This is a genomic window from Streptomyces lonarensis (genome assembly GCF_012033735.1).
Taxonomy (GTDB): Bacteria; Actinomycetota; Actinomycetes; order Streptomycetales; family Streptomycetaceae; genus Streptomyces; species Streptomyces lonarensis.
Map to the genome: position 1 here is coordinate 1 of NZ_JAAVJD010000231.1, position 8,443 is coordinate 8,443.

General features: G+C 74.7%; 7 protein-coding genes. 6 read left to right on the top strand and 1 reads right to left on the bottom strand.

What is annotated here, in order from left to right:
- Positions 1-299: 299 nt before the first annotated feature.
- The 4 genes from rplM to HCN56_RS27310 all read left to right on the top strand — a co-directional run bounded on the left by rplM (position 300) and on the right by HCN56_RS27310 (position 5,116).
- Complete coding sequence (rplM, locus tag HCN56_RS21195; RefSeq protein WP_167973530.1) at positions 300-743, top strand: 50S ribosomal protein L13; 444 nt, start codon at positions 300-302, stop codon at positions 741-743.
- A 42-nt stretch (positions 744-785) separates the two neighbouring features.
- Positions 786-1,304 carry a 30S ribosomal protein S9 gene (rpsI, locus tag HCN56_RS21200; RefSeq protein ID WP_376770907.1) on the top strand — a complete coding sequence of 173 codons (519 nt, stop codon included), beginning with the start codon at positions 786-788 and terminating at the stop codon, positions 1,302-1,304.
- A 344-nt stretch (positions 1,305-1,648) separates the two neighbouring features.
- Positions 1,649-3,028 carry a phosphoglucosamine mutase gene (glmM, locus tag HCN56_RS21205; RefSeq protein ID WP_167973532.1) on the top strand — a complete coding sequence of 460 codons (1,380 nt, stop codon included), beginning with the start codon at positions 1,649-1,651 and terminating at the stop codon, positions 3,026-3,028.
- A gap of 504 nt (positions 3,029-3,532) precedes the next feature.
- The gene (locus HCN56_RS27310; RefSeq protein ID WP_167973533.1) at positions 3,533-5,116 is read left to right on the top strand and encodes an ImmA/IrrE family metallo-endopeptidase; all 1,584 of its coding nucleotides are present in this window, start codon (positions 3,533-3,535) and stop codon (positions 5,114-5,116) included.
- Positions 5,117-5,176: 60 nt separating this feature from the next.
- On the opposite strand, the gene coaA is transcribed toward HCN56_RS27310, so the two are convergent.
- On the bottom strand, positions 5,177-6,127 hold the full coding sequence (gene coaA / locus HCN56_RS21215; protein WP_167973535.1) for a type I pantothenate kinase: 951 nt from the start codon (positions 6,125-6,127) through the stop codon (positions 5,177-5,179).
- Positions 6,128-6,502: 375 nt separating this feature from the next.
- Here coaA and HCN56_RS21220 point away from each other — a divergent pair, with 375 nt between their 5' ends.
- Positions 6,503-6,871, top strand: a complete 369-nt coding sequence (locus HCN56_RS21220) for a holo-ACP synthase (protein ID WP_167973536.1) — start codon at positions 6,503-6,505, stop codon at positions 6,869-6,871.
- Positions 6,872-6,983: 112 nt separating this feature from the next.
- Complete coding sequence (locus tag HCN56_RS21225) at positions 6,984-8,366, top strand: NAD(P)H-hydrate epimerase (protein WP_167973538.1); 1,383 nt, start codon at positions 6,984-6,986, stop codon at positions 8,364-8,366.
- The last annotated feature ends 77 nt before the right edge of the window (positions 8,367-8,443 follow it).

Genomic DNA, 8,443 nt, shown 5'->3' on the forward strand with positions numbered 1-8,443 from the left:
GCGGGGGGCGCCGCCGACGGGCTGACCGGCGGCGACGCGGTCGCCGCCGGTGCGCTCGGGCGGGGCCGCCGTGCCCCGCCGCAGTGGTGCTCCGGACCCGTTTTGACCCGTCCGGGTGGGGCCCGGTATTCTGCCTGGTCGATATGCGTTTGGCTTGCTCGATCTCACGAGAGGGGCCTTGCGCGGTCGTCCGCGAGACTTCTCGGCCCCGTGCCACGGTTGCGTCACCGTGTCGCGCCGGGCCGTAGGCCCCGTGTCCGGCCAGTTAAGGACCCACTCAACAAGCGAAGGCTACGACCGTGCGTACGTACAGCCCCAAGCCCGGCGACGTCCAGCGTCAGTGGCACGTGATCGACGCCGAGGACATCGTCCTCGGTCGTCTCGCGTCCCAGGCGGCCACCCTCCTGCGCGGCAAGCACAAGCCGATCTACGCGCCGCACGTCGACACCGGTGACTTCGTCATCATCGTCAACGCCGCGAAGGTGCACCTGTCCGGCAACAAGCGGACCCAGAAGCTCGCCTACCGCCACTCGGGCTACCCGGGCGGTCTGCGCTCCATGCGCTACGACGAGCTGCTGGAGAAGAGCCCGGAGAAGGCCGTCGAGAAGGCCGTCAAGGGCATGCTCCCCAAGAACACCCTGGGCCGTCAGATGCTCTCCAAGCTGAAGGTCTACGCCGGTCCCGAGCACCGCCACGGCGCGCAGCAGCCCGTGCCGTTCGAGATCACCCAGGTCGCGCAGTAGTCCCGGCCACACCCCTAAGACACCGAGAATCTGAGGAACATCGTGGCCGAGAACACCACTGAGACCGACACCGACACCCTCGACGCCGCCGTGCCGGACGTCCAGGAGTACACCACCGAGTCCGCGCCGTCCGAGGACTTCGCCGCGGACGAGTCCGCCCGCTTCGGCGACCCCCTCCCGGGCGCCGGCACCGGCCGCCGCAAGAGCGCGATCGCCCGCGTGCGCATCGTGCCCGGCAGCGGCAAGTGGAAGGTCAACGGCCGCACCCTGGAGGGGTACTTCCCCAACAAGGTGCACCAGCAGGAAGTCAACGAGCCCTTCAAGGTGCTGGAGCTCGACGACCGTTACGACGTTGTCGCCCGCATCGCCGGTGGCGGCATCTCCGGCCAGGCCGGCGCCCTGCGCCTCGGCGTGGCCCGTGCCCTCAACGAGGCGGACGTGGACAACAACCGCGGCCCGCTCAAGAAGGCCGGCTTCCTGACCCGTGACGCCCGCGCCGTCGAGCGCAAGAAGGCCGGTCTGAAGAAGGCCCGTAAGGGTACGCAGTACAGCAAGCGTTGACGGGGGGCGGGGCCTGCACCCGCCGCCGTCACGATGCCCCGCCGGTCGCAACGCGCCGGCGGGGCTTCGGCTTTGCCCGCTCTCCCGCCGCCGCGCACGGCCGGCCCGGCGCCTCCCGGCGCCCGGCCCCGCCGGTCGCGGCCCGGAGCGGGGTGGTGCGCGGCCGGTGTGTCGGCCGTGTGCCGCCGCCGTGGTCCGCCTGCGTGTCTTTCCCCGCTCCCTCCCCGCGCGTGGGGCACGGCACGCACAGGACCCGTACGCACATGCCACGGCCTGGGTAAACGTGCGGGATATGGTTGACGAGGTGAACGGCGCGGGGGCGGCAGCTAGCTCGGAGGACAACTGTGGGACGACTTTTCGGGACGGACGGCGTGCGTGGCGTCGCCAACGTGGAACTGACCGCGGAACTGGCCCTGGGTCTGTCGTGCGCAGCGGCCCGGGTGCTGTCGACGCCGGGGGCCGAGGCGCGGCGCCCGGTCGCCGTGGTCGGTCGCGACCCCCGCGCCTCCGGTGAGTTCCTGGAAGCCGCCGTCGTCGCGGGGCTCGCCTCGGCCGGGGTGGACGTGCTGCGGCTCGGCGTGCTGCCGACGCCCGCCGTCGCGCACCTCACCGGCGCTCTCGGCGCGGACTTCGGCGTCATGCTGTCCGCCAGCCACAACCCGATGCCCGACAACGGCATCAAGTTCTTCGCGCGCGGCGGGCTGAAGCTCGCCGACGAGCTGGAGGATCGCATCGAGGCCGTCTACCGCGACCTGGCCGAGGGCAAGCCCTGGGACCGGCCGACCGGTGCCGGTGTGGGCCGCGTCACCGACCACGCCTCCGGGTTGGACACCTACGTCTCGCACCTGATGGGTGTCCTCCCGGACCGGCTCGACGGGCTGAAGCTGGTGGTGGACGGCGCCCACGGCGCCGCGTCGCGCGTCGCCCCCGAGGCGTTCGCCCGGGCGGGCGCCGAGGTCATCAGCATCGGCGCCGACCCCGACGGCCTCAACATCAACGACGGCCACGGCTCGACCCATCTCGGTCCGCTGCGCGCGGCCGTCCTGGAGTACGGCGCCGACCTCGGCATCGCCGTGGACGGCGACGCCGACCGCTGCCTCGCGGTCGACGCGGCCGGTGAGGTCGTCGACGGCGACCAGATCCTCGCCGTCCTCGCGCTGGCGCTGCGGGAGCGCGGCCGGCTGCGCCACGACACGGTGGTCGCCACCGTCATGTCGAACCTCGGCTTCAAACTCGCGCTGGAGGCCGAGGGGCTGACGCTGCGGCAGACCGCCGTCGGCGACCGGTACGTCATGGAGGAGATGAAGGCCGGCGGGTTCGCGCTGGGCGGTGAGCAGTCGGGCCACGTCATCGTCCTGGACCACGCCACCACCGGCGACGGCACCCTCACCGGCCTGCTGCTCGCCGCCCGGGTCGCCGCCACCGGCCGCACCCTGGCCGACCTGGCGGGTGTGATGCGGCGGCTGCCGCAGGTGCTCGTCAACGTCAGCGGGGTGGACAAGAGCCGCGCGGCGACCTCGCCCGAACTGGCCGCGGCCGTGGTCGACGCCGAGCAGGAGCTGGGCGAGACCGGCCGGGTCCTGCTGCGGCCCTCCGGCACCGAGCCGCTGGTCCGCGTCATGGTCGAGGCGGCCGACGCGGAGCAGGCGGCGGCCGTCGCCGAGCGGCTCGCGGACGTGGTGCGGTCGGAGCTCTCCCTGGAGCTGCCCGCCACCGCCTCCTGACCCGGCCGGCCCACCGCTGCCCAGCCTTCCGCCCCGACCCGGACCCGCCCCGACGGCAGATCCGGGGCGGGGCGGAGGCGTGTCGGGGGCGCGCGCACTTGTGTCGAGCGTCGAAGTCACCGGAATGAGCGGCCGGATGTCGTTCTGCTGCGGGCGGCGGTCCCGGTGGCTGACGATCGTCCCGGCGGCGACTCGACGGCGGCAGGGCTCAGGCATGCGGTACGAACCCAATCCCAAGCACAAGGAACCCTGGCAGCGCGGGGCGCGGGGTTCCCTCTGCCCGCCGGGTGTCGACGCCGCTGCGCTTCTGGCGGAGAGCGTGGCTGATCCGGACAAACCCGGCAAGAGATATGCTACCGACGGGGAACTCGCCTACTGCGGCCACGAGCACGCTCCCGGTTGCTGGCACGGTTTCCCCGTCGAGTGGCGGAGTGTGCCCGAGAAGCTCCGGAGGCAGTGGCTGGCGGCCAAGCTGGTCACCCGGCGCAGTGTCAGAGAGCATTGGTGACCGGTGTGACTGTGACCAACTGGCAGCTGCGAGCCGGCAGCCCCACGGAGTTCGCGTTCGGCGTGTCCTTCTTGCCCAACCCCCACGGCGACGAGGATCGGGCCACCCCGGAGATGGCGGCGTCCTGGGGCTCTTTCACCCTGTGGGCGGGCGGCGAGAACCTCTGTGCCCACGTGGAGCAGGGTGAGGTCGTCGAGGCCGCCCACTGGTACCTGCTGCCGCTCCTGGAGTGGCTCACGCTCCGGTGGGACGCCGTGCTCCACGAGGAGCGTCTCCCGCTGCGGAACTCCGGTGACTCCGCCGCCGAGGCGATGGCGGTCAGCCGGACCCCGCCCCCCTCCCTCTCCGAGACGGACGAGTTCGCGTGGCTGGACCGGTGGACGGAGTGGTGGGGGCGGCACAGCGTGCGTGCGGCCCGCGAGGGTGGGCTTTTCCCCGACATCTACCTGCGGAGGTACCGGTCCTCGCTGGAGGTCTCGACGGGCGCGGAGAGGCTGGTGGGCGTCCCGGAGAACTTCGCCTTCCTCACACCGCACCGGCGTTACGAGATCGAGGTCCGGGAGGCGGCCGACGTGCTGCACCCGGTGCTGACCGCAGCGGTGGCCGAGCTGGCCCGCAGGGTTCCGGACTCCCCCCGGGTGGCGGCGCTGGCCCGGGCGGTGGCGGCGCTTTCGGCGAGCGACCGTACCTCGCAGCGGATGGCGTGGTTGGCCGGCCTCGGGCAGGACACCGGCCGCTACCGGTCTCTCGCCGCCGCCGTGGACGACGCGCTGGCCGGTGCCGCTCAGGGTGCGCGGCAGGACATCGTCGGCGACGACCGGACCACCGGCCTGGTCGTCGCGGGTAGCGCGTATGCCCGGTTGGTCTACGGCGCACAGTCCCCGTCCACCACCCGCGAGGACGCCGTCGCGCTCACCTCGGCGCTGGTGCGCAACCACGTCGAGGACGCGTCACCGTGGCTGGAGCGCCTTCCGTCGGTTCAGGACCTGGAGGAGGTGGGGGAGCTGCGGGCCGGGGAGCAGGGCGGCGTGCTCGGCGAGGAGGTGTGCGAACTCCTTGCACCGGACCTCGAGGGCACGTGGGTCGATGTCCACGCCGTGCTCCGGCGGTTGGGCGTCGCCAGGGAGGAGATCTCCCTCTCCGACCCCGATGTGCGGGCCGTCTCCGTCTTCGGGCCCACCCAGCGTCCCACCGTCTACACCAACGTCAGCACGCGGTGGGGCCGGAGTCCGGAGGTCGAGCGCTTCACGCTCGCCCACGAACTCGCCCATCTGATCCTGGACCGCGACCGGGGCTGCGAGGTGGCGGTCGCCTCGGGCCCCTGGGCGCCACGAGCGGTCGAGCAGCGGGCCAACGCGTTCGCCGCCGCTTTCCTCATGCCGACGCGACTGCTGCGGCGCCACCTAGCGGCGGCCTCCGCCCCCGCACGCGAACTCGACACGGTCGCGCACGTCGCGTCGCTGCTCCGGGTCAGCGTCTCCTCGCTGATCGACCGCCTCTTCAACCTGGGGGAGTTCGACCACGAGGAGTGGGGGAGGCTGCGCCACCGGTGGCGCGCCGCCTCGCCCGACGGGGGATGACCGACGGCCGTGCCCCCGCCCCGACGGCAGGTCCGGGGCGGGGCGGAGGCGTGTCGGGGGTCAGACCTTGCGGAGGGCGAGGCGCTGGACGGTGTGGTCGGCGCCCTTGCGGAGGATCAGGGTGGCGCGGCCGCGGGTCGGGGCGATGTTCTCGACCAGGTTGGGTTCGTTGATGGTGTCCCAGATGGTCCGCGCGTAGGCCAGTGCCTCCTCCTCGGAGACCTCGGTGTAGCGGCGGAAGTAGGACGAGGGGTCCTGGAAGGCGGTCTCGCGCAGCTTCCGGAACCGGGCGAGGTACCAGTCGCGGATGTCCTGGGTCCGGGCGTCGACGTAGACGGAGAAGTCGAAGAAGTCCGCCACGGCGACCCGGGTCCGCCCGTCCGCCCCGGGCAGGGCCGGCTGGAGCACGTTGAGCCCTTCGACGATGAGGATGTCGGGCCTGCGGACCACCAGCCGCTCGTCCGGGACGATGTCGTAGATGAGGTGCGAGTAGACCGGCGCGGTCACCTCGGGCCGGCCCGCCTTCACGTCCGCGACGAACCGGGTCAGCGCGCGGCGGTCGTAGGACTCCGGGAAGCCCTTGCGGGACATCAGGCCGCGTCGCCGCAGTTCCGCGTTGGGCAGCAGGAAGCCGTCGGTGGTGACCAGCTCGACGCGCGGGTGCTCGGGCCAGCGGGCCAGCAACGCCCGCAGCAGCCGGGAGACGGTGGACTTGCCGACCGCGACGCTGCCGGCGACGCCGATGACGAAGGGGGTGCCGCGGGTCGCGGTGTCGCCGCCCGCGCCGCCGAGGAAGGTGTTGAGCGCGCCGCGCAGGCCGTGTGTGGCGCCCACGTAGAGGTTGAGCAGCCGGGACAGCGGGAGGTAGACCTCCCGGACCTCGTCCAGGTCGCTGACGTCGCCCAGGCCGCGCAGCCCGGCGATCTCCTCCGCGGCCAGCGGCGCTTCGGACGCGGTGCGCTCCCGCAGCGCCGACCACTCGGCGCGGCTGAGGTCCACGTAGGGGCTCATGCCGCCCGGCGGGGGCGTGGGCGACGGGGGCGTGGCGGGGCCGCCACCCGCTGTCGGGCCGGCGGTCGGACGAGCGTGCGATTGCATGGACACGTCGCCTATTGTGCGCGCGCCGTCCCCGGGGCGCCCGCACCGGCCCCCGTGCGGCGCCCGGGCAGTGCCCGAGCAGCTGCCCGCTGGGCCGCGCCCCGGCCGCGCGGTGGGCAGTGACGGGGTGGCTGCTCCCGCCCACCGCTGACTAGGCTCGCTGACCATGACTCCCTGCACGGCGGAACGGCCGGACGCCCCGTCCGAACCGGCCCTCGCCCCCGCCCGTCCGGCGACCGACCGTTCACCGGGGCCTGCCCCCGGCCCGTCCCGGGGCGGGGTGGCGGCGTGATCGTCGGAGTCGGGATCGATGTCGCGGAGATCGAGCGGTTCGACCGGGCGCTACGGCGCACCCCCGCCATGGCGGACCGGCTCTTCGTCGAGGCCGAGCTGCGGCTGCCGGACGGCGAACGCCGCGGCGTCGCCTCGCTGGCGGCGCGGTTCGCTGCCAAGGAGGCCCTCGCCAAGGCGCTGGGCGCGCCGCGCGGGCTGCGGTGGACCGACGCGGAGATCGTCTCCGAGGACGGCGGCCGGCCGACGCTGCGCGTGTACGGCACGGTCGCGGCGCGCGCGGCGGAGCTGGGCGTCCGCACCTGGCACGTCTCGCTGAGCCACGACGCGGGGGTGGCGTCCGCGGTGGTCATCGCCGAGGCGTGAGCCGGCGGGGCCGGTCGCCGGGGCGCCGCGTCCGAGGGCACGAGGCCCACGGCGGTTGCCGCACCGGCCCGGTCAGCGGGCGCCGGAGGTGCTGCCGGGCCAGACTGGGGCCATGCGTATCGCCTACTCCGTGCACGATGTCCGCGCCGCAGAACGGCGGTTGATGGAGCGGCTGCCCGACGGCGCCCTGATGCAGCGCGCCGCGGCGGGGCTCGCCGCGGTCTGTGTCCGCACCCTGGGCCGTGTCTCCGGCGCCCGGGTGGTGCTGCTCGTCGGCAGCGGCGACAACGGCGGGGACGCGCTGTACGCCGGGGCGCGGCTGGCGCGCCGCGGCGCCGGTGTCCTCGCCGTCCTTCTCGGCGGCGAGCGGGTGCACGCGGGTGGCCTCGCGGCACTGCGCCGGGCCGGCGGCCGGACCGTCGAACCGGCCGGTGCGGAAGGGCCGCTGGCCCGCGCCGACCTGGTGGTCGACGGGATCGTCGGCATCGGCGGCCGCGGTGGGCTGCGGCCGGAGGCCGCCCGGGTGGCCCGGTTGGCCGCCGCCTGCGGCGCGCCGCTGGTCGCGGTCGACCTCCCCAGCGGCATCGACGCCGGGACGGGCCGGGTCGAGGGGGACGCCGTCCGGGCGGACGTGACCGTCACCTTCGGCGCCCACAAGCCCGGCCTGCTGGTCGACCCGGGCCGCGGGCACGCCGGAGTCGTCCACCTGGTCGACATCGGGCTCGGCCCGGAACTGGCCACGGTCACACCCGTGGTCCGGGCCCGGCACCACCAGGAGGTCGCCGCCCTGCTGCCGGTGCCCGGCCCGGAGAGCGACAAGTACCGGCGGGGCGTCGTCGGGGTGGCCGCCGGTTCGGAGCGCTACCCGGGGGCGGCCGTGCTGGCGGTCGCCGGTGCGCTGCGCGGCGGTGCCGGCGCCGTCCGCTACGTCGGCCCACCGGCGGAGGCGGTACTCGCGCGGTTCCCCGAGGTGCTGATCGGCCCGGGCCGGGTCCAGGCGTGGGTGGCGGGCTCCGGGCTCGGTGACGCGCCGGAGGCCCGGGAGCGGCTGGCCCGCGCCCTCGACGACGGTGTCTCGACGGTGGTGGATGCCGACGGGCTGCGCATGCTGGGCCCGGCCCCCGGGCGGACGGCGCGTGGCCCGCTGGTGCTCACCCCGCACGCCGGCGAGGCCGCCGCGCTGCTGGGCGTGGCCCGGGAGGAGGTGGAGGAGGCGCGGCTGGAGTCGGTGCGGCAGCTGGCCCGGCAGACGGGGGCGACGGTCCTGCTCAAGGGCTCCACCACGCTGATCGCCTCGCCGCCGGGGGAGGCCGACGCCGGGGAGGAGGACGGCGGGACGGTACTGGCGAACCTGAACGGCACCGGGTGGCTGGCCACCGCCGGCACCGGCGACGTCCTCGCCGGGCTGATCGGCTCGCTGCTCGCCGCGGGGCTGGCCCCGGCCGACGCGGCGGCGGTCGGCGCCCACCTCCACGGGCTGGCGGGGTCGGGCTGACCGCCATCGCCTCGGCGGCGGAGTCACCGGAGTTCCGCAGCGGGAGACGCTCCTCGTGGAGCACGGCGTCCCACCGG